Genomic DNA, 25,147 nt, shown 5'->3' with positions numbered 1-25,147 from the left:
CCTACAAAACCGTGCAAATTCAATGGATTGTACAGGTAGCGTAGGCCTGATAAGCGTAGCGCATCAGGCAGATTTGCGTTTGTCATCAGTTTAATGCCCGGAGAGATCCGGGCATCTTCCCGAATACAGTATTTTTATACCGTAAACCCTAACATCATTCCCGTATCTTCATGCTCCAGCAGATGGCAGTGCGCCATATAAGCGTGTTCTTTCGGTGCATCATGATTAAACTTCACCAGCACTTCGCTGACATTACCTTCCACCTTAACGGTATCTTTCCAGCCTGCGCGGTGCGTCGCTGGCGGTTTGCCATTTTCTGACAAGATACGGAACTGCGTACCGTGAATATGGAACGGATGCAGCATCATGTCGCCAACGCCAGAAATAACCCATCGTTCATACTGCCCTTTCGCCGCCGCAAACATCGGCTTGTTCATATCGAACGCCTGACCGTTGATTTTATTGGCATGGTGGAAATCGAACTTCCCGCCGTGGTTCATATGATTCATATTGCCGTGCCCCATATGGCCCATCATCTGGCTGTGATCCATCCCGGCCATCGCCTGATCGCCATATTTCTCCATCAGCATCTGCATACCCATCATATCGAGCATCGGGTCCATAGAAAGTTGCAGCTTGCGTACCGTCAAACCTTCCAGCGAAGGTAAAGCAGGCAGGCTACTTAACGTATCTGGCAAAGCACCGGAGGCACTAATAGCAATCGGCTGAATCCGCATTACCGGATGCGGCTTATCAAACGGCGCGATCGCCATCCCCATCTGGCTGACTGGCAGCGTCACCAGGTCAAACGGTTTGTTGTCGTTAACCTCCACCAGCACTTCGAAACGCTCGCCCATCAGCACCGGCAACTCGCTCACCTTCACCGGTTCAGGCAATAGACCACCATCGCTGGCAATCACATACAGCGGGCGATTGTCGCTGGTAGCGAAATTGAGCGAGCGGGCATTACAGCCATTAAGCAAACGCAGACGCAGCCAGCCACGCGGTGCAGCGTGTTGCGGGTAGATAGCGCCGTTGGTCAGCAGCGTATCGCCAAACCATCCCACGGCGGCGGTCATCACATCCAGTTGATAATCAATCTGTCCGTCGGCGTTAAATTTCTTATCCTGAACGATCACCGGGACATCATCGATACCCCACTGTTTTGGCAGCATTAATTTCAGGATCTCGTCATCTTCAATCACCACCAGACCAGCCAGCCCCATCGCCACCTGACGCCCGGTTTTGCCATGTTGATGCGGATGGAACCAGCAGGTGGCGGCAGGTTGATCGACGTTCAGCGTCACCGTGCGTTGACCGCCAGGCGGAATAATCCCCTGCGGGCCGCCGTCCACTTCTCCTGGCACTTCCAGCCCGTGCCAGTGCAACGTCGTCTCTTCCGTCAGTTGGTTATAGATATCAACCGTTACCGCTTTGCCACGCTGTAACTTCACCGCAGGCCCTAACAGATTACCGTTATAGCCCCAGGTGGTCGCCGTTTTCCCGGCAAAGATGGACTGACCTGCGCCGATAGTTAACTGAATACGATTACGGGCATCGGTCGTGAGCAAATCAGGAATCGGTAATGTTGGCCGTTCCGCGGCAAAAACCGACCGACTCCACAGCGGCAAAGCCGAAGCCACGCCCAGCGCGACGGAATATTTTAAGAAATCACGGCGTTGCATAGTTATTTCCTTATTCTCAAGCAGGCGAAACAAAATCAAACGTTGAGCATAGTCCTTACCCTTACGGGAAGGTCAAGCCGCAGACATAATTTAATCCACAATAATGGTCGTCGCCTCGCTCACAGTGTGCTAACGTTTATCATCTTTAAGTCCTGGTAGAAGCAATGAAGACGTTTTTCAGAACAGTGTTATTCGGCAGCCTGATGGCCGTTTGCGCAAATAGTTACGCGCTCAGCGAGTCTGAAGCCGAAGATATGGCCGATTTAACGGCAGTTTTTGTTTTTCTGAAGAACGATTGCGGTTACCAGAACTTACCTAACGGGCAAATTCGTCGCGCACTGGTCTTTTTCGCCCAGCAAAACCAGTGGGATCTCAGCAACTACGACACCTTCGACATGAAATCCCTCGGTGAAGACAGCTACCGCGATCTCAGCGGTATCGGCATTCCCGTCGCGAAAAAGTGCAAAGCCCTGGCCCGCGATTCCTTAAGCCTGCTTGCCTACGTTAAATAATCACAGCTCCTTTTTGTAGAAATATTGACCGTGCAACCACGGTCAATGTTAGCTATTATGTTGCGCTCTTTTTTTACGAGTGTTAACAAAGGAGGTATCAACCCATGGCCGAAAAAAAACGGTGGCATGAAACGCTACACGACCAGTTTGGGCAGTACTTTGCGGTAGATAACGTTCTGTATCATGAAAAGACCGATCACCAGGATCTGATCATTTTTGAGAACGCCGCATTTGGTCGCGTGATGGCGCTGGATGGCGTAGTACAGACCACCGAGCGCGACGAATTTATCTATCATGAGATGATGACCCACGTTCCGCTGCTGGCTCACGGCCACGCGAAACATGTGCTGATCATCGGCGGCGGCGACGGCGCCATGCTGCGTGAAGTGACCCGACATAAAAACGTTGAGTCAATCACGATGGTGGAAATCGATGCGGGTGTCGTGTCGTTCTGCCGTCAGTATCTGCCCAACCATAACGCCGGTAGCTACGACGATCCGCGCTTTAAACTGGTGATCGACGATGGCGTCAATTTCGTTAATCAAACCAGCCAGACCTTCGACGTAATCATCTCCGACTGTACCGATCCCATCGGTCCCGGCGAAAGCCTGTTCACCTCAGCATTTTATGAAGGTTGTAAACGCTGTCTGAATCCAGGCGGTATTTTCGTCGCGCAGAACGGCGTCTGCTTTTTACAGCAGGAAGAGGCCATCGACAGCCATCGCAAACTCAGCCATTACTTTAGCGATGTTGGCTTTTATCAGGCGGCGATCCCGACTTATTACGGCGGCATCATGACCTTTGCATGGGCGACAGATAACGACGCCTTACGCCATCTCTCTACCGAAATTATTCAGGCGCGTTTTCTCGCCTCTGGTCTGAAATGCCGTTATTACAATCCGGCAGTCCATACGGCAGCTTTTGCCTTACCTCAGTATCTGCAAGACGCACTGGCTTCACAGCCGTCCTAAGGAGAAGATAAGAAATTGAAAAAACTGAAACTGCATGGCTTTAATAATCTGACCAAAAGTCTGAGTTTTTGTATTTACGATATCTGCTACGCCAAAACCGCCGAAGAGCGCGACGGTTATATTGCTTATATCGATGAACTCTATAATGCCAACCGTCTGACCGAAATCCTGTCAGAAACCTGTTCCATTATCGGGGCCAATATTCTTAACATCGCCCGCCAGGATTACGAACCACAGGGTGCCAGCGTCACTATTCTGGTAAGCGAAGAGCCGGTTGATCCGAAACTTATCGACAAAACAGAACACCCCGGCCCGCTGCCAGAAGCCGTGGTTGCCCATCTCGATAAAAGTCATATTTGCGTACATACCTACCCGGAAAGCCATCCTGAAGGCGGTTTATGTACCTTCCGCGCCGACATTGAAGTCTCCACCTGCGGCGTGATTTCCCCGCTGAAGGCGCTGAATTACCTGATCCACCAGCTTGAGTCCGATATCGTAACCATTGATTATCGCGTGCGTGGCTTTACGCGTGACATCAACGGTATGAAGCACTTTATCGACCATGAGATTAATTCGATTCAAAACTTTATGTCTGACGATATGAAGGCGCTGTATGACATGGTGGATGTAAACGTCTATCAGGAAAATATCTTCCATACCAAGATGTTGCTTAAAGAGTTCGACCTTAAGCACTACATGTTCCACACCAAACCGGAAGATTTAACCGACAGCGAGCGCAAAGAAATTACCGCTGCGCTGTGGAAGGAAATGCGCGAGATTTATTACGGGCGCAATATGCCAGCCGTTTAACGGCTCAGGCGGAGCACAGAGGCTCCGCCTGATTTATTTACTTCTGCTGCACGAAATTACGGTACGCCGCCACCACCTGAAGAAAATCCTCAACGCCACATAGCGACAGGCTTTCTTCGTCGTAGTAGTTCATCCCTTCCTCCATTTCATCGCCAGCGAATTCCAGTTGATTGGCGCGAATCATCACCTCTTCGCCGTCCATCCATAGCGTGTACTCATGCCCAGCCCGCTGCCAGGAACGTTCGCTACCTTTGAGCGTACGCGCGGCGTCTTCCACTTCATCAAGCAAGGCCAGGTTTTCTTTCACCTCTTCATTAAACCAGTGCCCGACCACTTCATGCCCCATGGACATGCGCACCTTTACCACTCCGGTAATATCGCGCAGAAATTCGTAATCCATAGTGTGTTCCTCTGCTCCCGGCAATGCGCCGAAATCGCATTGCGCCATTGATGTAATTATCGCAGCCTTACCGGAGAAAAACAGCGGAACGACGGTGGTTTAGAGATAAAAATAGTGAAAAAAACGTTCCAACCACCATGGCCAGAATTTTTGTCATTTTCGACAGCCATCTTCTTACCAGGGAAGAAGACAATCCAGTACTACTCTGCGCACAAAAAATAGATTAATAAAGAGGGTGAATCGTTTTGTAATCAAAAATCCACCAGTCATCCGTAATCTTGCCATTATCATAAAGTTGAAGATCGCTACTACCCTCTGCGTCGGTGGTTGTTATCACATCAGCATTTCGCTTCCAGTGTGATATAGGCGATTCAGTGCTCATGGTTAAAAGGTTTTCTTTCATCGGCTCACACTGTGCGCATCCCCTGACATTACCGTCCTCATAAAAACCCACTAATCCACCATTTGCGACAAACAAATATTGTAATTTTGCTGTCGCGGCAAAAGCGTTGCCGCATAGTAGAAAAAAGATAATTATAATAAATGCTTTTTTCATTCACTTTATCTCCATTAAGTGAAAAACTTCACCCTGTAATAACCAGCAGAAAACAAAATAAGATAAAAACTATCAATATCTTATTTCGCCTATCAGAATTAAAATCGATTGATTTTTTAGCGAACATATTCATTTAAAACATAAAAATATAATTCACTAAAATGATAACGACATTATTATGATAATCGCTCTCTTACATGCAGGGAAACACTATCATTAAGGAAAAGAGTGCGAGTTCTGAGAATTAACGTTACTGAGTTGCTCGTCAGATATTCCGGCAAAAAAAAGCCACTTCCCAAAAGAAGTGGCTTTTCACAACAGGCTACAACCTTAAACCGCAGTCTGGAAAATCACCCCATCCGCTTTTTCGGTGTACTGAGAAAGCTGGTTGAAGTTCAGATAACGGTAAGTATCAATGGCAGTTTTATCCACCTGCGCAACGTAGGTCTGGTACTCTTCCGGCGTTGGCAGTTTGCCAAGAAGTGCCGCGACAGCGGCCAGCTCCGCAGAAGCCAGGAAGACGTTCGCACCAGTACCCAGACGGTTCGGGAAGTTACGGGTAGAAGTGGAAACCACCGTCGCACCGTCCGCCACACGCGCCTGGTTACCCATACACAGGGAACAGCCCGGGATCTCGATACGCGCACCGCTCTTACCGAAGACGCTGTAGTAGCCTTCTTCGGTCAGCTGCGCGGCGTCCATACGGGTTGGCGGTGCCACCCACAGGCGGGTCGGCAACTGACCTTTGTGCGCATCCAGCAGTTTACCAGCAGCACGGAAGTGACCGATGTTGGTCATGCAGGAACCGATAAACACTTCGTCGATTTTCTCGCCCTGTACCGAAGACAGCGGACGTGCGTCGTCCGGATCGTTCGGTGCACAGAGGATTGGCTCTTTGATATCAGCCAGATCGATGTCGATCACTGCCGCGTATTCCGCATCCGCATCGGCTTCCAGCAGCTCAGGATTCGCCAGCCATTTTTCCATGCCCTGAATACGACGTTCCAGAGTACGACGATCGCCGTAACCTTCCGCGATCATCCACTTCAGCAGAACGATGTTGGAGTTCAGGTATTCGATAATCGGCTCTTTGTTCAGCTTAATGGTACAACCGGCAGCGGAACGCTCGGCGGACGCATCGGTCAGCTCAAATGCCTGCTCAACTTTCAGATCCGGCAGACCTTCGATTTCCAGAATGCGGCCAGAGAAGATGTTTTTCTTGCCTTTCTTCTCAACGGTCAGCAGACCTTGTTTGATCGCATACAGCGGAATGGCGTGTACCAGATCGCGCAGGGTGATACCCGGCTGCATTTTGCCTTTGAAGCGCACCAGAACGGATTCCGGCATATCCAGCGGCATGACGCCAGTTGCGGCAGCAAACGCCACCAGACCAGAACCCGCAGGGAAAGAGATACCGATAGGGAAACGGGTATGAGAGTCACCGCCAGTACCCACGGTATCCGGCAGCAGCATACGGTTCAGCCAGGAGTGGATTACGCCGTCACCCGGACGCAGCGACACACCGCCACGGTTCATAATGAAGTCCGGCAGCGTGTGGTGTGTGTTAACGTCAACTGGTTTCGGATACGCAGCTGTGTGACAGAAAGACTGCATCACCAGGTCAGCCGAGAAGCCCAGGCACGCCAGGTCTTTCAGTTCATCACGGGTCATTGGGCCGGTGGTGTCCTGGGAACCTACAGAGGTCATTTTCGGTTCGCAGTAAGCGCCCGGACGGATGCCTTTCACGCCACAGGCACGGCCAACCATTTTCTGCGCCAGCGAGAAGCCGCGATCGCTTTCAGCGACATCTTTCGCCTGACGGAAGACATCACTCTGCGGCAGGCCAAGTGCTTCACGCGCTTTGGTGGTCAGGCCGCGACCGATAATCAGCGGAATACGACCGCCCGCACGCACTTCATCAATCAGCACGTCGGTTTTCAGTTCGAAGGTCGCCAGCAGTTCGTTGGTTTCGTGATTACGCACTTCACCTTTGTACGGGTAAACGTCAATGACGTCGCCCATATTCAGGTTGGAAACGTCCACTTCAATTGGCAGCGCACCGGCATCTTCCATCGTGTTAAAGAAGATAGGAGCGATTTTGCCGCCGAGGCACAGACCGCCACCGCGTTTGTTCGGCACATGTGGAATATCATCGCCCATAAACCACAGTACGGAGTTAGTGGCAGATTTACGCGAAGAACCAGTCCCCACTACGTCACCGACGTAAGCCAGCGGGAAACCTTTCTGTTGCAGAGCTTCGATCTGTTTGATCGGACCAACAACACCGGGCTGGTCTGGCTCAATACCTTCACGGGCGTTTTTCAGCATCGCCAGCGCGTGCAATGGGATATCCGGGCGCGACCACGCATCCGGTGCCGGAGAAAGGTCATCGGTGTTGGTTTCGCCAGTTACTTTGAAGACGGTAACGGTCAGTTTTTCAGCCAGCGCCGGGCGATTCAGGAACCATTCGGCATCCGCCCAGGACTGCATGACCTGCTTCGCGTATTTATTGCCTGCTTTGGCTTTTTCTTCTACGTCATAGAAGTTATCGAACATCAGCAGCGTATGAGACAGTGCTTTGGCGGCAATTGGCGCCAGTTTGGCATCGTCCAGCGCGTCGATCAGCGGATGAATGTTGTAACCACCCTGCATGGTGCCCAGCAGTTCGATGGCTTTTTCTGGAGTCAGCAGTGGGGATTTGGCTTCGCCTTTCGCGACAGCAGCCAGGAAGCCTGCTTTTACATAGGCGGCTTCATCGACGCCAGGGGGAACACGGTTGGTTAACAGATCTAACAGGAATTCTTCTTCGCCCGCGGGCGGGTTTTTCAGCAGCTCTACAAGCGCGGCCATTTGGTTTGCATCCAGGGGTTTGGGCGCAATCCCCTCAGCGGCACGCTCAGCTACGTGCTTACGGTATTCTTCTAGCACGACGGTTCTCCTCGCTCTCATTGTCATAGTGCGGCAGGCGATTCTCTTCACGCTCCTGTGAGACAGCAGTTTGTAGGGTAAATGCCCAGTACCGCAACGGGCAGAATAGCAGGATTTTGACGATCTGTTAATCTGTTTACAAAAAAGCAACATAAAAAGTGGCTGAATCGTTAAGGATGGTCTAGAGATTGTTTCCCTCCGTAAAAACTTCGTTAATTCGCATGGTGATAATCACCTTTCTCAACGAATCCCAAGATTAGTCAAAATTTAAACTACCGCCTCTTTATACTCGGATTCACAGCACCTGCGGGTGGCAGTTCGCCGACCATTGCGATTTCCTTGAGATCCGAATTATGAAAATGACTTTGCCGTTTAAACCCCATGTGCTGGCGCTAATTTGCAGTGCCGGACTATGTGCTGCCTCTGCCGGGCTATATATAAAAAGCCGCGCAGTGGAAGCGCCTGCAGAACCGCAATCGACACAACTGGCTGCGCCTGACATCACCGCAGTTACGCTTCCTGCAACGGTTTCCGCACCGCCAGTAACGCCCGCCGTCATCAAATCTGCCTTCAGCACTGCGCAAATTGATCAATGGGTCGCGCCTGTCGCGCTGTATCCCGACGCCCTGCTTTCGCAAGTGCTGATGGCCTCGACCTATCCGGCAAACGTTGCGCAAGCAGTGCAATGGTCGCACGATAATCCTCTCAAGCAAGGCGATGCGGCGATTCAGGCAGTATCCGACCAGCCGTGGGATGCCAGCGTCAAATCACTGGTGGCGTTTCCACAGCTGATGGCATTGATGGGCGAAAACCCGCAGTGGGTACAAAACCTCGGCGATGCGTTTCTGGCACAGCCGCAGGATGTAATGGACTCGGTACAGCGTTTGCGTCAACTGGCGCAACAAACCGGATCGCTGAAGTCATCAACCGAACAGAAAGTCATTACGACAACGAAGAAAGCTGTACCGGTAAAACAGGCTGTCACGGCTCCCGTCATACCATCCAATACCGTTTCAACAGCCAGCCCCGTCATTGCAGAGCCTGCACCAACCGTAATAACTATCGAACCAACCAATCCGGATGTGGTTTATATTCCCAACTACAACCCGACCGTGGTTTACGGGAACTGGGCCAATTCCGCGTATCCGCCGGTTTACCTGCCGCCGCCAGCCGGAGAACCGTTTGTTGACAGCTTTGTGCGCGGTTTCGGCTACAGCATGGGCGTCGCCACTACATACGCGTTATTCAGCAGCATCGACTGGGATGACGACGATCATGACCATCATCATCATGACGATGATGATTATAATCACCACGATGGCGGTCATCGTGACGGTAATAGCTGGCAACACAACGGCGACAACATCAATATCGACGTCAACAATTTCAACCGCATTACTGGTGAGCATCTTACTGACAAGAATATGGCATGGCGGCACAATCCGAATTACCGCGATGGTGTGCCTTATCATGATCAGGATATGGCAAAACGGTTTCACCAAACCGATGTTAAAGGCGGAATGAGCGCCACGCCGCTACCTGCTCCAACACGCGACAGCCAGCGTCAGGCGGCAGCAAGCCAGTTTCAGCAACGAACACACGCAGCATCAGTCACTACGCGAGATACGCAACGTCAGGCTGCAGCACAGCGGTTTAATGAAGCGGAACACTACGGCAATTATGAAGATTTTCGCGAATTTAGCCGTCGCCAGCCACTGACTCAGCAGCAAAAGGATATCGCTCGCCAGCGTTATCAGTCTGCCTCACCTGAGCAGCGCCAGGCGGCTCGCGAGAAAATGCAGACTACCCCACAGAACCAGCAGCGAAGAGAGGCGGCGCGCCAGCGTATCCAGTCTGCCTCACCTGAGCAGCGCCAGGCGGCCCGCGAGAAAATACAGACTAACCCGCAGAACCAGCAGCGAAGAGATGCAGCGCGTGAGCGTATTCAGTCCGCGTCTCCTGAACAGCGTCAGGCGGTACGCGAGAAAATGCAGACTAACCCGCAGAACCAGCAGCGAAGAGAGGCAGCGCGTCAGCGTATCCAGTCTGCCTCGCCTGAGCAGCGTCAGGTTTTTCGAGAGAAAGTTCAGGAGAGCCGCCCGCAGCGTCTAAACGACAGTAACCATACTGCCCGATTGAATAATGAGCAACGGTCAGCGGTACGCGAACGGTTGTCTGAGCGTGGAGCAAGGAGACTGGAAAGGTAAATTGCAGGCATAAAAAAAGCGGCGTAGTTAGCCGCTTAAGACTGATGACAAACATCGAATTGCCCGATACGCAAGTTTATCGGGCCTACATAGCTCCTGCAATATATTGAATTTGCATGATTTTGTAGGTCGAATAAGGCGTTTACGCCGCATCCGGCATCAACAACGAGCACTTTGTCAACAATCTGAAGCGGCCAGAATAGCCGCTTCTTAATTTGCCGGATGTTCCGGCACACGAAGAATTACTTCTTCTTCGCTTTCGGGTTCGGCAGGTCGGTAATGCTACCTTCGAATATTTCTGCCGCCAGCCCCACAGACTCGTGCAAAGTCGGGTGCGCGTGGATGGTCAGCGCGATGTCTTCAGCGTCACAACCCATTTCGATTGCCAGACCGATTTCACCCAGCAGCTCACCGCCGTTAGTACCGACAATTGCACCACCGATAACACGGTGAGATTCTTTGTCGAAAATCAGCTTGGTCATACCGTCTGCGCAGTCGGAAGCGATAGCACGACCAGAAGCAGCCCACGGGAAGGTGGCGGTTTCGTAGCTGATGCCTTTCTCTTTCGCTTCTTTCTCAGTCAGACCTACCCATGCAACTTCTGGTTCGGTATAGGCGATAGACGGGATAACTTTCGGATCGAAGTAGTGTTTTTTACCGGCGATAACTTCAGCGGCAACGTGACCTTCGTGAACACCTTTGTGTGCCAGCATCGGCTGACCGACGATATCGCCGATAGCAAAGATGTGCGGCACGTTGGTACGCAGCTGTTTGTCAACGCGGATGAAACCACGGTCGTCCACTTCCACGCCAGCTTTGCCTGCGTCGAGGTTTTTACCGTTCGGCACACGACCAATCGCTACCAGCACGGCGTCGTAACGCTGCGGTTCAGCTGGTGCTTTTTTGCCTTCCATCGTCACATAAATACCGTCTTCTTTCGCTTCAACGGCGGTAACTTTGGTTTCCAGCATCAGGTTGAATTTCTTGCTGATACGCTTGGTGAAGACTTTAACGATGTCTTTGTCCGCTGCCGGGATAACCTGGTCGAACATTTCAACCACGTCAATCTGTGAACCCAACGCGTGGTATACGGTACCCATTTCCAGACCGATGATACCGCCACCCATTACCAGCAGGCGTTCTGGTACTTCTTTCAGTTCCAGCGCGTCAGTAGAGTCCCAGATACGCGGATCTTCATGCGGAATAAACGGCAGTTGGATCGGACGAGAACCCGCTGCAATGATCGCGTTGTCGAAGTTGATCACGGTTTTACCGTTCTCACCTTCAACTTCCAGGGTGTTCGCCCCGGTGAATTTACCCAGACCGTTGACCACTTTGACTTTGCGGCCTTTCGCCATACCAGCCAGACCACCGGTCAGCTGATTGATCACTTTCTCTTTCCAGGTACGAATCTTGTCGATATCGGTTTTCGGTTCGCCGAAGACGATACCGTGTTCAGCCAGAGCTTTGGCTTCTTCGATAACTTTTGCTACGTGCAGCAGTGCTTTAGAAGGGATACAGCCGACGTTCAGGCAAACACCGCCGAGGGTGTTGTAACGTTCTACGATTACGGTTTCCAGACCTAAATCAGCGCAACGGAAGGCAGCAGAGTAACCTGCGGGGCCTGCCCCAAGTACCACGACCTGAGTTTTGATTTCAGTACTCATCATGACCTCTATATATTTATCTCCGGCGGTCATACCCGTCGTCTTTCAGGCCGCAGCGGCGTTAGCTTCACGCCCTCACCCCAGTCACTTACTTATGTAAGCTCCTGGGGATTCTGGCGCTTGCTACCTTGCTGCACCCAGAAATCCATAGGGTATGTGAAGTAATACCCTAACCACCACCGGGTCGTTCTATCCGTCGGTATTTTACAAAATTGTTAACAATTTTTAAACAACAAACGGCAACCGATTTGTCTATTGGCTAATAATCTCAATACATTCATGAGATTACCAGAAAAAAGCCGGCCGTTGGGCCGGCTCTTTTATTTACATCACCAGACGGCGAATGTCAGACAGCGTGTTGTTAATGATGGTAATGAAACGGGCACCATCAGCACCGTCGATCACGCGGTGGTCGAAGGAGAGAGAAATCGGCAGCATCAGACGCGGCACGAACTCTTTACCATTCCACACCGGCTCCATCGCGGACTTGGAAACGCCGAGGATAGCCACTTCCGGCGCGTTCACAATCGGCGCGAAGTGGGTAGTACCCAGGCCGCCGATGCTGGAGATGGTAAAGCAACCGCCCTGCATTTCGCCCGCAGTCAGCTTACCGTCACGCGCTTTCTTAGAAATAGTCATCAGCTCGCGAGACAGCTCGATGATGCCTTTCTTGTTGACGTCTTTGAATACCGGAACAACCAAACCGTTCGGGGTATCTACCGCCACACCGATGTTGATGTATTTCTTCAGGGTCAGACGCTGACCGTCTTCCGACAGCGAACTGTTGAAGCGAGGCATCTGCTCAAGTGCCGCAGCAACGGCTTTCATGATGAAGACAACTGGGGTTATCTTCACATCCAGCTTACGTTTCGCTGCTTCTTCATTCTGCTGTTTACGGAACGCTTCCAGCTCGGTGATATCAGTTTTGTCGAAGTGGGTAACGTGCGGGATCATCACCCAGTTACGGCTCAGGTTAGCACCAGAGATTTTCTGAATGCGGCCCAGTTCCACTTCTTCGATTTCACCAAACTTGCTGAAGTCCACCTTCGGCCACGGCAGCATGCCCGGGATACCGCCGCCAGTCGCCGCCGGAGCCGCTTCTGCACGTTTGATAGCTTCTTTCACGTAAGCCTGAACGTCTTCGCGCAGGATACGACCTTTACGGCCTGTGCCCTTCACTTTCGCCAGGTTAACGCCAAATTCGCGTGCCAGACGGCGGATCAGCGGAGTCGCGTGAACGTAAGCGTCGTTTTCAGCAAATTCAGATTTGCCTTCGGCTTTCGCAGCCGGTGCTGCTGCCGGGGCTTCAGCTTTTGCTGCCGGAGCCGGGGCTGCCGCTTCCTGTTTCGCAGGAGCTGCCGCAGGCGCTGCGCCTTCAACTTCGAAGATCATAATCAGCGAACCAGTTTTCACTTTATCGCCAACGTTGACTTTCAGTTCCTTCACGACGCCCGCGAACGGAGCCGGAACTTCCATAGAGGCTTTGTCGCCTTCTACGGTGATCAGTGACTGTTCAGCGGCAACTTTGTCGCCCACTTTCACCATCACTTCGGTCACTTCAACTTCGTCACCGCCGATATCCGGAACGTTAACTTCTTTCACGCCAGCCGCTGGTGCAGGGGCTGCTGCCGGAGCCGCTTCCTGTTTAGCCGCCGGAGCTGCCGCGCCTGCTTCACCCGCGACTTCGAAGACCATAATCAGCGAGCCGGTAGACACTTTGTCACCCACGTTCACTTTGATCTCTTTCACGGTGCCAGCAAACGGAGCCGGAACTTCCATAGAAGCTTTATCGCCTTCTACGGTGATCAGCGACTGCTCAGCTTCAACTTTATCGCCCACTTTCACCAGGATTTCGGTCACTTCAACTTCGTCGCTGCCGATATCCGGAACGTTAACGTCTTTTGCCGCTGCAGCCGCTGGTGCTGCTGCCGGAGCAGCTTCTTTCTTCTCTTCTGCCTGAGCAGGTGCAGCGTCAGCTGCACCGTCGGCGGAATCGAAAATCATAATCAGTGCGCCGGTCTGGGTTTTATCGCCAACAGAGACTTTGATCTCTTTAACGATACCCGCCTGCGGAGACGGAACTTCCATAGAGGCTTTGTCGCCTTCTACGGTGATCAGCGACTGTTCGGCTTCAACTTTGTCGCCCACTTTGACCAGGATCTCGGTGATTTCAACTTCATCAGCCCCGATGTCCGGTACTTTGATTTCGATAGCCATTATTCTTTTACCTCTTACGCCAGACGCGGGTTAACTTTTTCTGCATCGATGTTGAATTTGGCGATTGCGTCAGCAACCACTTTCTTATCGATTTCGCCACGTTTAGCCAGTTCGCCCAGCGCCGCTACAACCACGTAGGAAGCATCAACTTCGAAGTGGTGACGCAGGTTCTCACGGCTGTCGGAACGACCGAAGCCATCAGTACCCAGGACGCGGTAGTCGTCAGCCGGTACGTAAGTACGGACCTGCTCAGCGAACAGTTTCATATAGTCGGTAGATGCCACTGCCGGAGCGTCGTTCATCACCTGAGCAATGTACGGAACGCGCGGAGTTTCCAGCGGGTGCAGCATGTTCCAGCGTTCACAATCCTGACCATCACGCGCCAGTTCGGTGAAGGAGGTCACGCTATAAACGTCAGAACCTACGCCGTAATCTTTCGCCAAGATCTCTGCCGCTTCACGGACGTGACGCAGGATAGAACCGGAGCCCAGCAGCTGAACTTTACCTTTGCTACCTTCAATGGTTTCGAGTTTGTAGATACCTTTACGGATACCTTCCTCAGCACCTTCCGGCATTGCCGGCATGTGGTAGTTTTCGTTCAGCGTAGTGATGTAGTAGTAAACGTTCTCTTGTTTTTCACCGTACATACGTTCCAGACCGTCATGCATGATGACAGCAACTTCGTAAGCGTAAGCCGGGTCGTAAGAGATACAGTTCGGGATAGTCAGCGACTGAATGTGGCTGTGACCATCTTCGTGCTGCAGACCTTCACCGTTCAGGGTGGTACGACCGGAAGTACCGCCGATCAGGAAGCCACGCGCTTGCTGGTCGCCAGCCGCCCAGCACAGATCGCCGATACGCTGGAAGCCGAACATCGAGTAATAGATGTAGAACGGAATCATCGGCAGATTGTTGGTGCTGTAAGAGGTCGCCGCTGCCAGCCAGGAACAACCTGCGCCCAGCTCGTTGATCCCTTCCTGCAGAATCTGACCTTTCTCGTCTTCTTTATAGTAAGCAACCTGCTCGCGGTCCTGCGGGGTGTACTGCTGACCGTTCGGGCTGTAAATACCAATCTGACGGAACAGACCTTCCATACCGAAAGTACGCGCTTCGTCGGCGATGATCGGTACCAGACGATCTTTGATCGACTTGTTCTTCAGCATTACGTTCAGGGCACGAACGAAAGCGATTGTGGTAGAGATCTCTTTGCTCTGCTCTTCCAGCAGCGCGCCGAAGTCTTGCAGGCTCGGCAGCTCCAGCTTCTCGGTGAAGTTCGGCTGGCGGCTTGGCAGATAACCGTGCAGTTTCTGACGCTGAGCGTGCAGATAGGTATGCTCTTCAGAACCTTCCGGGAAGGTGATGTACGGCAGTTTTTCGATATCTGCATCAGACACCGGCACATTGAAACGGTCGCGGATGTGACGCACGCCGTCCATGTTCATTTTCTTAACCTGGTGCGCGATGTTTTTACCTTCAGCCGCGTCGCCCATGCCGTAACCTTTAATGGTATGAGCAAGGATTACTGTCGCTTTGCCTTTGGTTTCCTGCGCTTTCTTGAATGCAGCGTAGATTTTCTTCGGATCGTGACCACCACGGTTCAGTGCCCAGATCTGCTCGTCAGTCCAGTCTGCAACCAGTGCTGCGGTTTCAGGATATTTACCGAAGAAGTGTTCACGAACGTACGCACCATCTTTCGATTTGAAGGTCTGGTAGTCGCCGTCAACGGTTTCGTTCATCAGCTGGATCAGTTTACCGCTGGTATCTTTACGCAGCAGTTCATCCCAACGGCTACCCCACATCACTTTGATCACGTTCCAGCCAGCACCTTCGAAGATGCCTTCCAGTTCGTTGATGATCTTGCCGTTACCGGTGACCGGGCCGTCAAGACGCTGCAGGTTACAGTTGATAACGAAGACCAGGTTATCCAGTTTTTCACGGGTAGCGATGGTGATCGCACCTTTGGATTCCGGTTCGTCCATTTCACCGTCGCCGAGGAACGCGTAAACGGTTTGTTTAGAGGTATCTTTCAGGCCACGGTGTTCCAGATATTTCAGGAATTTTGCCTGGTAAATAGCACCAATCGGACCCAGACCCATAGATACGGTCGGGAACTGCCAGAATTCCGGCATCAGTTTCGGGTGCGGATAGGAAGAGAGGCCATTGCCGTGAACTTCCTGACGGAAGTTATCCAGCTGCTCCTGAGTCAGACGGCCTTCCAGGAAAGCACGTGCGTAAACGCCCGGAGAGATGTGGCCCTGGAAGTAAACCAGGTCGCCGCCATCCTGCTCGTTGCGTGCACGGAAGAAGTGGTTAAAGCACACATCATAAATGGTCGCGGAAGACTGGAAGGACGCCATGTGGCCGCCCAGTTCGAGGTCTTTTTTCGACGCACGCAGAACCGTCATGATGGCGTTCCAGCGGATAGCTGAACGAATACGGCGTTCCAGTTCCAGATTACCCGGATACTCCGGTTGTTCTTCAACGGGGATGGTGTTGATGTAGTTGCTGATACCGGTGCCTGCGGCTACGTTGACTCCGCCTTTGCGGGCTTCAGCAAGCAGTTGGTCGATCAGATACTGAGCACGCTCAACACCTTCTTCACGGATGACCGATTCGATCGCCTGGAGCCAGTCGCGAGTTTCGATCGGATCCACGTCATTTGGGAAACGTTCTGACATGGGTTATTCCTTATCTATCTAATAACGTTGAGTTTTCTGGAACCTGTCCCATTGAACTCTCGCCGGAAAGCTCAATAAGACAGGTTCTACGTTTAGTTGCCGCGCTTTTATATGCGCTTGATTTACAACATCTTCTGGATAATTTTTACCAGAAAAATCACTAATTCTTTCGTTGCTCCAGACGGCGCAGAGAACGCTCACGGCGACTCTCTTCACGGCTTCTGTCGAGCAAAATTTCTTCGATAAAGGCCAGATGGCGATGCGATGCTTCGCGCGCTTCTTCCGGCTTACCGGCCATAATCGCTTCGAATATGCGGGTACGGTGACTACTCACCAGCGGCAGCATCTCGCGACGCGAATAGAGCAATTCGAAGTTCTGACGGACATTCTGGGCCAACATCGGCTCCATACACCTTAGCAGATGAAGCAAAACCACATTGTGGGCCGCTTCGGTGACGGCAATCTGATACTGGAGTACGGCATTTGATTCCGCGTCCAGATCGCCAGACTGCTGCGCCAGTTCTATGGCGTGGTGGAGTTCACGGATGCGTTCCTTGTCTTCATCGGTACTACGCAGCGCGGCGTAATAAGCGGCGATACCTTCCAGGGCGTGTCGTGTTTCGAGCAAGTCATACTGTGATTCAGGATGGTCGGAGAGCAGCTCCACCAGCGGATCGCTGAAGCTTTGCCAGAGGCTGCTCTGAACAAACGTGCCGCCACCCTGGCGACGAAGCAACAAGCCCTTCGCTTCGAGGCGTTGAATCGCCTCACGCAATGAGGGACGGGAGACGTCGAACTGTTTTGCCAGTTCGCGTTCCGGTGGGAGTTTTTCGCCCGGACGAAGTGTTCCTTCGAGGATCAAAAACTCCAGTTGCTGCTCAATCACATCGGAGAGTTTTGGTTGGCGGATTTTGCTGTAGGCCATGAGTTCCTGTCTTAAGCCACTTGCCGAAGTCAATTGGTCTTACCAATTTCATGTCTGTGACGCTAAAGTAACAAAGTATTCACCTTATGTCCATACAGGTTTTGATTGAAATCATGAAACTGTGCACATTTTAACAACTTGACATATATAACGTTTCAAAGTTGTAACTATACACAAATCTAGACTTTACGTAGGAAAGGGGTTTTTTAACGATTATTAAACTATAAAAATCCGAATTGAACCGATTCACTTACCAATTTATCGGTTTTTAATTCAGAAATAATGAATTTATATTCACTTTATATATTGGGCGGATTTGAGGCTGATCTTTACAAACGGTTCCTTTTTAAGCAACTCATCTTCAACCATGCATAAAGCGGGTGCATTCGCTTCCGCATACCATTATTCTTGATCTGACGGAAGTCTTTTTGTAACAATTAAAACGTCTTTGATGTAAACAAATTAATACAACAAACGGAATTGCAAACTTACACACGCATCATTGCGTAGATCAAAAAAACAATCACCGCACGAGGTTTCATGATGGAAGGTCAACAGCACGGCGAGCAGCTAAAGCGCGGCCTTAAAAACCGCCATATTCAGCTTATCGCGCTGGGTGGCGCGATAGGGACAGGGCTATTCCTGGGTAGCGCCTCCGTAATTCAGTCCGCAGGGCCAGGGATTATCCTGGGTTATGCCATTGCTGGTTTTATCGCCTTTCTGATCATGCGTCAGCTAGGTGAAATGGTGGTCGAAGAACCTGTCGCAGGCTCCTTCAGCCACTTTGCTTATAAATACTGGGGCAGCTTTGCCGGATTCGCTTCTGGCTGGAACTATTGGGTACTGTACGTTTTAGTTGCCATGGCAGAACTTACGGCTGTCGGCAAATACATTCAGTTCTGGTATCCGGAAATCCCCACCTGGGCTTCTGCCGCCGTATTCTTTGTGGTGATTAACGCCATCAACCTGACTAACGTTAAAGTGTTTGGTGAGATGGAGTTCTGGTTTGCCATTATCAAAGTTATCGCGGTGGTAGCAATGATCATCTTCGGCGGCTGGCTGCTATTCAGCGGCAACGGCGGCCCGCAGGCGACTGTTAGCAACCTGTGGGCTCAAGGTGGCTTCCTGCCGCACGGCTTCACCGGGCTGGTGATGATGATGGCGATTATCATGTTCTCGTTCGGTGGTCTGGAACTGGTGGGGATCACCGCTGCAGAAGCTGATAACCCGGAGCAAAGCATCCCGAAAGCAACTAATCAGGTTATCTACCGCATCCTGATTTTCTACATTGGTTCGTTAGCCGTTCTGCTCTCACTGATGCCGTGGACACGGGTTACCGCTGACACCAGCCCGTTTGTGCTGATCTTCCACGAGTTAGGCGATACCTTTGTGGCAAATGCGCTGAACATCGTGGTACTGACGGCTGCGCTCTCCGTGTACAACAGCTGCGTATATTGCAACAGCCGTATGCTGTTCGGTCTGGCACAACAGGGTAACGCACCGAAAATGCTCGCTTCCGTCGATAAACGCGGCGTACCAGTAAATACCATTCTGGTATCTGCGCTGGTTACGGCATTGTGCGTACTGATTAACTACCTTGCCCCAGAGTCCGCTTTCGGACTGTTAATGGCGCTTGTGGTTTCTGCACTGGTTATTAACTGGGCGATGATTAGCCTGGCACATATGAAGTTCCGTCGCGCTAAGCAAGAACAAGGTGTGGCAACTCGTTTCCCTGCCCTGCTCTATCCGCTGGGTAACTGGATCTGCCTGCTGTTTATGGCGGCGGTACTGGTGATAATGCTGATGACGCCGGGAATGGCGATCTCGGTTTACCTGATCCCGGTATGGCTGGTTGTGTTAGGTATCGGTTATCTGTTCAAAGAGAAAACCGCAAAAGCCGTAAAAGCACATTAATCTCTCTACGCCCTCACCCGTTCTGGGTGAGGGCGGCAATATTTACACCAATGTCCCGTAAATCGTCAGTAGAGCAATCACCACCACAACCACGAACGAGGTTTTCTTCGCCATTGAAACCGCTGCTTTCGGTGTCTCAACCTTATCAACATGCGGTTCACGCGCCAGTGAGAACTGTGCCAGACGCGTTAACACCTGGTATTGCGATGTATGGAAATCGGTCAGTGAAGCAAACCATGCTGGTAACGCTTTCTCACCGTGACCAATCAAGGCATAAACTACGCCCGCAAGGCGAACTGGCACCCAATCCACTACGTGAAGCACGGCATCAACCCCCGACTGTAAACGATGATGCGGCGTCTGGTAGCGCGCCAGCCAGTATTGCCATGCGCGCAAGAATGCATAGCCCATCAGGGTAACGGGTCCCCAGATACCGCCTACAATTAGCCAGAACAGTGGCGCAAGGTAAAAACGAAAGTTAATCCACAGCAGGGCATTTTGCAGTTCACGCAAAAACTCACGCTCATCGCAGCCTGCGGGGACGCCATGAATCATGGTTAACTCGCCAGCCATCGTGGAACGGGCATGGCTGTCGTTACGAGAAGCTGCGGTCAGATAAGCATGATAATGGAGACGAACTTTTCCTGCGCCAATACACAACAAACCAATCAACAGCCACACCACCAGCGTCGGGACGTTGAACAATAGCCCATGCAACGCGCGCAACAGTAAAAAGGTCGCCCCCATCGCGATAATGGTCATTCCTAATGTGCGCCCCAGCGAGAAATGTTTCACCCGACGGAAAAACGCCTCGAGGCGGTGATCAAGCTGCCAGTGCTCGCCCAACTTAAACAGGCGCTCGAAAATTAACACCAGTAAGGTTGTAAACAGCGTCATGTTGTCTCCTTGCTGACCAGGGCGCGAAACCGTGCCCAATCAAAGGCAGGACCGGGATCGGTTTTCCGATCCGGCGCAATATCACAATGGCCCGTCATATTACTGGCAATGGCTGGATAGCGATGAATCAGCGCCCGCGTAACCGCCGCCAGTTGCTGATACTGCGCATCGGTATAAGCCAGCGTATCAGTGCCTTCCAGCTCAATCCCAATGGAGAAATCATTACAGCGTTCGCGCCCCTGATACATGGAAACACCCGCATGCCAGGCGCGTTTATCGAAAGGAACATACTGGACAATTTCACCATCACGGCGAATCAAACAGTGAGCGGAGACGCGCAAATGGGCAATCTCTGCAAAGAAGGGATGTGCCTGCGGATCAATAGTTCCGGTGAATAATGCATCAATCCACGGACCGCCAAACTCGCCTGGCGGCAGGCTAATATTGTGCACCACCAGCAAGGTGGGAGTTTCGTCATCCGGGCGACAATCGTAATGTGGTGAGGGAACGCGACGTGCGCCGACCAGCCACCCCTGTTCTAACAACATGCAGGATCTCCTTATATGTGGTGCTAATACCCGGTTCAGAGTAGCATGTTTCTACCTTATGATTCGTTAGCTATCTGGAGTTTTAACATGCCGCCTCGCCGCTATAACCCTGACACCCGACGTGACGAGCTGCTGGAACGCATTAATCTCGATATCCCCGGCGCGGTGGCCCAGGCGCTGCGAGAAGATTTAGGCGGAACAGTCGATGCCAACAACGACATTACGGCAAAACTTTTACCGGAAAATTCACGCTCTCATGCCACGGTGATCACCCGCGAAGATGGCGTATTTTGTGGTAAACGCTGGGTTGAAGAAGTGTTTATTCAACTGGCAGGCGACGATGTCACCATTACCTGGCATGTGGATGACGGTGATGTCATTAACGCGAATCAACTCCTTTTCGAACTCGAAGGCCCATCTCGCGTGCTGTTAACCGGCGAACGTACTGCGCTTAATTTTGTACAAACTCTTTCTGGCGTAGCCAGTAAGGTTCGCCACTATGTTGAGTTGCTGGAAGGCACCGATACGCAGTTGCTGGATACGCGAAAAACCTTACCCGGCCTGCGTTCTGCCCTGAAATACGCGGTGCTTTGCGGCGGCGGGGCTAACCATCGTCTGGGGCTTTCTGACGCTTTCCTGATCAAAGAAAACCATATTATTGCCTCCGGCTCAGTGCGCCAGGCGGTCGAAAAAGCGTCCTGGCTGCACCCGGATGCGCCAGTAGAAGTTGAAGTCGAGAATCTGGAAGAACTTGATGAAGCACTGAAAGCAGGTGCCGATATCATCATGCTGGATAACTTCGACACAGAACAGATGCGCAAAGCCGTTAAACGCACCAACGGCAAAGCCCTGCTGGAAGTGTCTGGCAACGTCACCGACAAAACGCTGCGCGAGTTTGCTGAAACGGGCGTGGACTTTATCTCCGTCGGTGCGCTAACTAAACACGTACAGGCACTCGACCTTTCAATGCGTTTTCGCTAATTGCTGACAGATTTATCCGCTCCATCGCGGGCGGATAATCTCCCCTTCCCCAATTTTCTTCGTAACGCCTCGCAAATTTCTTGTCTTTCGCTGCAACGTAATAAAAAACCTCGGAAGCCGCCTTCCCGTTTCGTTTTTTGCCCCTCGCCTGTGCTGATGGCGTTTGCCAAAGTAGCGCCAACCAAATCAAGGAGCGAAACAGATGGACAAGCAACGCGGTTTTACACTTATCGAACTGATGGTGGTTATTGGCATCATTGCCATTTTAAGCGCCATTGGTATTCCCGCTTATCAAAACTACCTGCGCAAAGCCGCACTTACCGACATGCTACAAACCTTTGTGCCTTACCGTACCGCCGTAGAATTGTGCGCACTGGAACATGGCGGACTGGACACTTGCGACGCCGGCAGCAATGGCATCCCCTCGCCTACCACCACCCGCTATGTTTCAGCCATGAGTGTGGCAAAGGGCGTGGTGTCACTGACCGGGCAAGAGAGTCTCAATGGGCTAAGCATCGTTATGACACCCGGTTGGGATAACGCTAACGGTGTCACCGGCTGGACGCGCAACTGCAATATTCAAAGTGACAGCGCATTGCAGCAAGCCTGCGAAGATGTCTTCCGCTTTGATGACGCCAACTAAGGAGCGGCGATGAATATTTCACAGCTCACCGCCCTGTGTTTGCGTTACCAGGGGGTCTTACTGGATGCCAGCGAAGAAGTGGTTCATGTTGCAGTGGTCGATGCCCCCTCACATGAGTTGCTGGACGCATTGCATTTCGCTACCACCAAACGTATTGAGATCACCTGCTGGACGCGCCAACAAATGGAAGGTCACACCAGTCGCACACAACAGACATTGCCCGTAGCCGTTCAGGAGAAACATCAGCCTAAAGCAGAATTGCTGGCTCATACGTTGCAATCTGCACTGGAACAACGCGCATCAGATATTCATATCGAACCAGCGGACAATAGCTATCACATCCGCTTGCGTATCGACGGCGTGCTGCATCCTTTACCTGATGTTTCACTGGATGCCGGAGTCGCTTTAACCGCCAGGTTAAAAGTGCTGGGAAGCCTGGATATTGCGGAACATCGCCTGCCGCAGGACGGGCAATTCACTGTCGAACTGGCAGGGAACGCTGTCTCATTTCGTATTGCTACCTTGCCATGTCGCGGCGGTGAAAAGGTAGTATTACGATTGTTACAGCAGGTGGACCAGGCGCTGGATGTCAACACGCTGGGAATGCAACCATCACAACTGACGGACTTTACCCACGCCTTGCAGCAACCACAGGGACTGGTGCTGGTAACTGGCCCTACCGGCAGCGGCAAAACAGTCACGCTGTATAGCGCACTGCAAACGCTGAATACCGCCGATATTAATATTTGCAGCGTGGAAGATCCGGTTGAGATCCCCATCGCCGGGCTAAACCAGACACAAATCCATCCGCGTGCCGGACTCACCTTTCAGAGCGTTTTGCGTGCGTTATTGCGCCAGGATCCTGACGTCATCATGATCGGAGAGATCCGCGATGGCGAAACGGCAGAAATTGCCATTAAAGCCGCGCAAACGGGTCATCTGGTATTGTCCACGCTACACACCAACTCCACCTGCGAAACGTTGGTGCGTTTACAGCAAATGGGCGTTGCTCGCTGGATGCTCTCGTCGGCCCTCACTCTGGTAATAGCCCAGCGCCTGGTACGTAAACTTTGTCCGCATTGCCGCCAGCGGCAAGGGGAACCGATCCGCCTTCCGGACAATGTATGGTCATCTCCTCTGTCCCGCTGGCTGGCACCGGGTTGTGAACATTGCTACCACGGTTTTTATGGTCGTACCGCCTTGTTTGAAGTCCTGCCCATTACACCAGCCATACGCCAGCTTATTTCCTCTAATACTGAAGTTGAATCGCTGGAAACGCACGCCAGGCGGACAGGTATGCGCACACTTTTTGAAAACGGCTGCCTGGCCGTGGAACAAGGCTTAACCACCTTTGAAGAGTTAATCCGCGTGCTGGGGATGCCACATGGCGAATAAGCAACTCTGGCGATGGCATGGCATAACCGGCGACGGCAATGCGCAAGATGGGATGCAATGGTCTGAGAGCCGTACTTTGCTACTTTTGGCTCTACAGCAGCAAAGGGTTACCCCACTAAGCCTGAAGCGAATCGCTATCAATTCTGCGCATTGGCGAGGAGATAAAAGCGCGGAAGTCATTCATCAACTGGCGACGCTACTCAAAGCCGGGTTAACGCTTTCTGAAGGGCTGGCACTGCTGGCGGAACAGCATCCAAGTAAGCAATGGCAGGCATTGTTGCAATCGCTGGCTCACGATCTCGAACAGGGCGTGGCCTTTTCCAGGGCCTTATCGCCCTGGTCAGAGGTTTTTCCGCCGCTTTACCAGTCGATGATCCGCACGGGGGAAGTGACCGGTAAGCTGGATGAATGCTGCTTTGAACTGGCACGTCAGCAAAAAGCCCAGCGCCAGTTGGCCGACAAAGTGAAATCAGCGTTGCGTTATCCCATCATCATTTTAGCAATGGCAATCATGGTAGTTGTGGCAATGCTGCATTTTGTGCTGCCGGAGTTTGCCGCTATCTATAAGACCTTCAACACCCCACTACCGGCGCTAACGCAGGGGATCATGACGCTGGCAGACTTTAGTGGCAAATGGGGCTGGCTGCTGATAGTGCTCGGATTTCTGCTGGCGATAGCCAACAAACTGCTGATGCGTCGCCCTACCTGGCTTATTGCGCGGCAGAAATGGTTATTACGCATCCCGATAATGGGAGCCCTGATGCGGGGACAAAAACTCACGCAGATCTTTACGATTCTGGCGCTGACACAAAGTGCAGGGATTACTTTTTTGCAGGGAGTGGAGAGCGTCAGGGAGACGATGCGCTGCCCGTACTGGGCGCAACTTCTGACACAAATTCAGCATGATATCAGTAACGGTCACCCCATCTGGCTGGCGCTAAAAAATGCGGGGGAGTTTAGCCCGCTCTGTTTGCAGTTAGTGAGGACAGGAGAGACATCCGGGTCGCTGGATCTCATGCTGGAGAATCTTGCCCATCATCATCGGGATAACACGCTGGCGCTGGCAGATAACCTTGCCGCCTTACTGGAACCGGCGTTGCTGGTCATTACTGGAGGAATTATCGGTACGTTGGTGGTGGCAATGTATCTGCCAATTTTCCATCTGGGCGATGCGATGAGTGGGGTGGGATAATGCTGGCGTGTTGCTCCACGC

19 protein-coding genes are annotated in these 25,147 nt (G+C 52.0%); 9 read left to right on the top strand and 10 right to left on the bottom strand.

Annotation, left to right across the window (positions count from 1 at the left end; all coding sequences use genetic code 11):
• Positions 1 to 134: 134 nt before the first annotated feature.
• Entirely contained in the window at positions 135 to 1,685 is a 1,551-nt protein-coding gene (gene cueO, locus FEM44_RS15095) for a multicopper oxidase CueO (RefSeq protein ID WP_135523790.1), read from the bottom strand.
• A gap of 164 nt (positions 1,686 to 1,849) precedes the next feature.
• On the opposite strand from cueO, the gene FEM44_RS15090 reads away from it, so the two are divergent.
• The 3 genes from FEM44_RS15090 to speD all read left to right on the top strand — a co-directional run bounded on the left by FEM44_RS15090 (position 1,850) and on the right by speD (position 3,978).
• On the top strand, positions 1,850 to 2,197 hold the full coding sequence (locus tag FEM44_RS15090; protein ID WP_000846617.1) for a YacC family pilotin-like protein: 348 nt from the start codon (positions 1,850 to 1,852) through the stop codon (positions 2,195 to 2,197).
• A gap of 104 nt (positions 2,198 to 2,301) precedes the next feature.
• A complete protein-coding gene (speE, locus tag FEM44_RS15085) occupies positions 2,302 to 3,168 on the top strand; it encodes a polyamine aminopropyltransferase (RefSeq protein WP_000818482.1) in 867 nt (288 codons plus the stop codon).
• Positions 3,169 to 3,183: 15 nt separating this feature from the next.
• Positions 3,184 to 3,978 (top strand): adenosylmethionine decarboxylase, encoded by a 795-nt coding sequence (speD, locus tag FEM44_RS15080; RefSeq protein WP_135523789.1) that lies wholly within the window; start codon positions 3,184 to 3,186, stop codon positions 3,976 to 3,978.
• A gap of 37 nt (positions 3,979 to 4,015) precedes the next feature.
• Here speD and yacL read toward each other — a convergent pair whose 3' ends face one another.
• The 3 genes from yacL to acnB all read right to left on the bottom strand — a co-directional run bounded on the left by yacL (position 4,016) and on the right by acnB (position 7,862).
• Positions 4,016 to 4,378 carry a protein YacL gene (yacL, locus tag FEM44_RS15075; protein WP_010350025.1) on the bottom strand — a complete coding sequence of 121 codons (363 nt, stop codon included), beginning with the start codon at positions 4,376 to 4,378 and terminating at the stop codon, positions 4,016 to 4,018.
• A gap of 223 nt (positions 4,379 to 4,601) precedes the next feature.
• Positions 4,602 to 4,934 (bottom strand): hypothetical protein, encoded by a 333-nt coding sequence (locus FEM44_RS15070; protein ID WP_000708862.1) that lies wholly within the window; start codon positions 4,932 to 4,934, stop codon positions 4,602 to 4,604.
• 330 nt (positions 4,935 to 5,264) lie between these two features.
• Positions 5,265 to 7,862 (bottom strand): bifunctional aconitate hydratase 2/2-methylisocitrate dehydratase, encoded by a 2,598-nt coding sequence (gene acnB / locus FEM44_RS15065; protein ID WP_135523788.1) that lies wholly within the window; start codon positions 7,860 to 7,862, stop codon positions 5,265 to 5,267.
• 353 nt (positions 7,863 to 8,215) lie between these two features.
• On the opposite strand from acnB, the gene FEM44_RS15060 reads away from it, so the two are divergent.
• On the top strand, positions 8,216 to 10,069 hold the full coding sequence (locus FEM44_RS15060; RefSeq protein ID WP_138159066.1) for a DUF3300 domain-containing protein: 1,854 nt from the start codon (positions 8,216 to 8,218) through the stop codon (positions 10,067 to 10,069).
• Between the two features lie 242 nt (positions 10,070 to 10,311).
• Here FEM44_RS15060 and lpdA read toward each other — a convergent pair whose 3' ends face one another.
• The 4 genes from lpdA to pdhR form a co-directional block, all read right to left on the bottom strand.
• Positions 10,312 to 11,736: a dihydrolipoyl dehydrogenase gene (gene lpdA, locus FEM44_RS15055; protein WP_000102484.1), complete on the bottom strand. Its 1,425-nt coding sequence runs from the start codon at positions 11,734 to 11,736 to the stop codon at positions 10,312 to 10,314.
• 324 nt (positions 11,737 to 12,060) lie between these two features.
• Positions 12,061 to 13,953, bottom strand: a complete 1,893-nt coding sequence (aceF, locus tag FEM44_RS15050) for a pyruvate dehydrogenase complex dihydrolipoyllysine-residue acetyltransferase (RefSeq protein ID WP_000963518.1) — start codon at positions 13,951 to 13,953, stop codon at positions 12,061 to 12,063.
• A gap of 14 nt (positions 13,954 to 13,967) precedes the next feature.
• Entirely contained in the window at positions 13,968 to 16,631 is a 2,664-nt protein-coding gene (aceE, locus tag FEM44_RS15045) for a pyruvate dehydrogenase (acetyl-transferring), homodimeric type (RefSeq protein WP_000003821.1), read from the bottom strand.
• Between the two features lie 160 nt (positions 16,632 to 16,791).
• On the bottom strand, positions 16,792 to 17,556 hold the full coding sequence (gene pdhR, locus FEM44_RS15040) for a pyruvate dehydrogenase complex transcriptional repressor PdhR (protein ID WP_000331776.1): 765 nt from the start codon (positions 17,554 to 17,556) through the stop codon (positions 16,792 to 16,794).
• Between the two features lie 540 nt (positions 17,557 to 18,096).
• Between pdhR and aroP the strand changes: the two genes are divergently transcribed.
• Positions 18,097 to 19,470, top strand: a complete 1,374-nt coding sequence (gene aroP, locus FEM44_RS15035) for an aromatic amino acid transporter AroP (RefSeq protein ID WP_165383142.1) — start codon at positions 18,097 to 18,099, stop codon at positions 19,468 to 19,470.
• A 42-nt stretch (positions 19,471 to 19,512) separates the two neighbouring features.
• Here the strand turns inward: aroP and ampE are convergent, their stop codons facing one another.
• Positions 19,513 to 20,367 carry a beta-lactamase regulator AmpE gene (ampE, locus tag FEM44_RS15030; protein ID WP_000171986.1) on the bottom strand — a complete coding sequence of 285 codons (855 nt, stop codon included), beginning with the start codon at positions 20,365 to 20,367 and terminating at the stop codon, positions 19,513 to 19,515.
• Positions 20,364 to 20,915, bottom strand: a complete 552-nt coding sequence (ampD, locus tag FEM44_RS15025) for a 1,6-anhydro-N-acetylmuramyl-L-alanine amidase AmpD (protein WP_130217390.1) — start codon at positions 20,913 to 20,915, stop codon at positions 20,364 to 20,366. Before ampD ends, ampE begins: the two co-directional genes overlap by 4 nt.
• A gap of 87 nt (positions 20,916 to 21,002) precedes the next feature.
• On the opposite strand from ampD, the gene nadC reads away from it, so the two are divergent.
• The 4 genes from nadC to hofC all read left to right on the top strand — a co-directional run bounded on the left by nadC (position 21,003) and on the right by hofC (position 25,126).
• Positions 21,003 to 21,896, top strand: a complete 894-nt coding sequence (gene nadC, locus FEM44_RS15020; RefSeq protein ID WP_135523786.1) for a carboxylating nicotinate-nucleotide diphosphorylase — start codon at positions 21,003 to 21,005, stop codon at positions 21,894 to 21,896.
• 202 nt (positions 21,897 to 22,098) lie between these two features.
• Positions 22,099 to 22,539 carry a prepilin peptidase-dependent pilin gene (gene ppdD / locus FEM44_RS15015; protein WP_135523785.1) on the top strand — a complete coding sequence of 147 codons (441 nt, stop codon included), beginning with the start codon at positions 22,099 to 22,101 and terminating at the stop codon, positions 22,537 to 22,539.
• 9 nt (positions 22,540 to 22,548) lie between these two features.
• Positions 22,549 to 23,934, top strand: coding sequence for a type II secretion system protein GspE (gene gspE, locus FEM44_RS15010; protein WP_135523784.1), 1,386 nt, complete (start codon positions 22,549 to 22,551; stop codon positions 23,932 to 23,934).
• Positions 23,924 to 25,126 (top strand): protein transport protein HofC, encoded by a 1,203-nt coding sequence (gene hofC, locus FEM44_RS15005; RefSeq protein WP_138159064.1) that lies wholly within the window; start codon positions 23,924 to 23,926, stop codon positions 25,124 to 25,126. The genes gspE and hofC overlap by 11 nt, the downstream gene beginning before the upstream one ends.
• Positions 25,127 to 25,147: the final 21 nt, after the last annotated feature.

Source organism: Escherichia sp. E4742, from assembly GCF_005843885.1.
GTDB lineage: Bacteria > Pseudomonadota > Gammaproteobacteria > Enterobacterales > Enterobacteriaceae > Escherichia.
Note: the sequence above shows the minus strand (reverse complement) of the source record. Positions and strands in the feature narration are given on the sequence as shown.

What these genes read in the sequence shown, in the direction of transcription:
- cueO (WP_135523790.1), bottom strand. Translation starts at nt 1,685, where the DNA reads ATGCAACGCCGTGATTTCTTAAAATATTCCGTCGCGCTGGGCGTGGCT.
- FEM44_RS15090 (WP_000846617.1), top strand. Translation starts at nt 1,850, where the DNA reads ATGAAGACGTTTTTCAGAACAGTGTTATTCGGCAGCCTGATGGCCGTT.
- speE (WP_000818482.1), top strand. Translation starts at nt 2,302, where the DNA reads ATGGCCGAAAAAAAACGGTGGCATGAAACGCTACACGACCAGTTTGGG.
- yacL (WP_010350025.1), bottom strand. Translation starts at nt 4,378, where the DNA reads ATGGATTACGAATTTCTGCGCGATATTACCGGAGTGGTAAAGGTGCGC.
- FEM44_RS15070 (WP_000708862.1), bottom strand. Translation starts at nt 4,934, where the DNA reads ATGAAAAAAGCATTTATTATAATTATCTTTTTTCTACTATGCGGCAAC.
- FEM44_RS15060 (WP_138159066.1), top strand. Translation starts at nt 8,216, where the DNA reads ATGAAAATGACTTTGCCGTTTAAACCCCATGTGCTGGCGCTAATTTGC.
- lpdA (WP_000102484.1), bottom strand. Translation starts at nt 11,736, where the DNA reads ATGAGTACTGAAATCAAAACTCAGGTCGTGGTACTTGGGGCAGGCCCC.
- aceF (WP_000963518.1), bottom strand. Translation starts at nt 13,953, where the DNA reads ATGGCTATCGAAATCAAAGTACCGGACATCGGGGCTGATGAAGTTGAA.
- aceE (WP_000003821.1), bottom strand. Translation starts at nt 16,631, where the DNA reads ATGTCAGAACGTTTCCCAAATGACGTGGATCCGATCGAAACTCGCGAC.
- pdhR (WP_000331776.1), bottom strand. Translation starts at nt 17,556, where the DNA reads ATGGCCTACAGCAAAATCCGCCAACCAAAACTCTCCGATGTGATTGAG.
- aroP (WP_165383142.1), top strand. Translation starts at nt 18,097, where the DNA reads ATGATGGAAGGTCAACAGCACGGCGAGCAGCTAAAGCGCGGCCTTAAA.
- ampE (WP_000171986.1), bottom strand. Translation starts at nt 20,367, where the DNA reads ATGACGCTGTTTACAACCTTACTGGTGTTAATTTTCGAGCGCCTGTTT.
- ampD (WP_130217390.1), bottom strand. Translation starts at nt 20,915, where the DNA reads ATGTTGTTAGAACAGGGGTGGCTGGTCGGCGCACGTCGCGTTCCCTCA.
- nadC (WP_135523786.1), top strand. Translation starts at nt 21,003, where the DNA reads ATGCCGCCTCGCCGCTATAACCCTGACACCCGACGTGACGAGCTGCTG.
- ppdD (WP_135523785.1), top strand. Translation starts at nt 22,099, where the DNA reads ATGGACAAGCAACGCGGTTTTACACTTATCGAACTGATGGTGGTTATT.
- gspE (WP_135523784.1), top strand. Translation starts at nt 22,549, where the DNA reads ATGAATATTTCACAGCTCACCGCCCTGTGTTTGCGTTACCAGGGGGTC.
- hofC (WP_138159064.1), top strand. Translation starts at nt 23,924, where the DNA reads ATGGCGAATAAGCAACTCTGGCGATGGCATGGCATAACCGGCGACGGC.